Source organism: Methylobacterium sp. J-077 (assembly GCF_022829365.1).
GTDB lineage: Bacteria > Pseudomonadota > Alphaproteobacteria > Rhizobiales > Beijerinckiaceae > Methylobacterium.
In genome coordinates this window covers 1-1167 of record NZ_JAKSYJ010000259.1, presented here as the reverse complement: position 1 = coordinate 1167, position 1167 = coordinate 1, and the positions used below count along the sequence as shown (strand labels likewise).

The following is a 1167-nucleotide window of genomic DNA, read 5'->3' as shown; positions in this document are numbered from 1 at the left end:
CTGCGGCCCGGCGATGCGGCCGCCGCGCACGGCACCGCCCAGCACCCAGTAGACGCTGCCGTGCCCGTGATCGGTGCCGCGGTTGCCATTCTCGCGGAAGGTGCGGCCGAACTCGGAGAGCACGACCACCACCGTGTCGTTCCAGGCGGGGCCGACCTCCTCGACGAAGCCGGCCAGCCCGCGGCCGAGCTCGCCGATCCGGTCGGCGAGGGAGCCGGTGGCGGCGCCCTGGTTCACGTGCGTGTGCCAGCCGCCGACGTCGACGAAGCCGAGGTTGAACGACTCGCGCATCAGCCGGCCGATGCGCCGGGCCGAGCGCGCGAAGCCCTTCGGCGAGACGGCGCCGCGGTCGGCCTCGGCCTGATGCTCCGAGACCGACTGGTAGACCGCGTCGCGCACGCGGAACCCCTCGGCCACCGAAGCGGCCAGCGGGGTGTCGCGGTACATCGCCGTGATCAGCCCGGCCTGGCGCGCGTCGATCCCGGGCTTGGCGACCTCGTTGATCGCGATGTTGGGCACCGTCTCGGTGCCGCGGAAGATCAGCGGGATCTGCTCGGTGAAGGCGATCGGGCGCGTCCGCGTCAGCTCCGCGGCGAGCCGGGCCATGAAGCCCGAATTGTAGTCGCGGGAGGCGCCGACCGTCTGCCCGAGCTCGATCGTGTCCTGGGTATCGAAATGGCTGCGCGTGAGGTCGTCGGTGCCGGCGAACGGCACGAAGGCGGCCTGCCCCCGGGCGTAGAGCGGCAGGATCGTGTCGCGCAAGCTCGGGTGGAGGCTCCAGTCGGCGTCGAGCGCCAGCGCCGCCGCCGGGTCGGCCGCATCCGGCCGGGCGACCGCGAGGGTCGGCCGGGCGCGGTAGTAGAAGTCGCTGCCCGTCGGGATCACGACGTTGGCCGCGTCGTAGGCGCCGCGCAGGAACACCACGAGCAGGCGCGCATCCGCCTTCGGCGCGGCCCAGACCCGGCCGGCGACGGTGGACAGGCCGAGCGCGAGGGAGGCTCGGATCAGGGCGCGGCGGGGCGGGTCGCGCGGGTCCATGGGCGGCCTTCAGCGCATGAATTCGGGGGCGGACAGGAACAGGGTGTTCCAGTCCTGCGGGGAGACGGCGCGGGCCAGGGCGTCCCGGGTCGGGGCGCTCAGGGTCGCCGAGAGCGTCGAGAAGTAGAG

At 73.7% G+C, this 1167-nt stretch carries 1 protein-coding gene; it reads right to left on the bottom strand.

Going from position 1 to position 1167, the window contains the following annotated elements:
* The coding region (locus tag MKL11_RS32970) for a DUF1501 domain-containing protein (protein WP_243951630.1) at nt 1–1038 on the bottom strand (1038 nt) is incomplete at its 3' end.
* Nucleotides 1039–1167 lie beyond the last annotated feature (129 nt).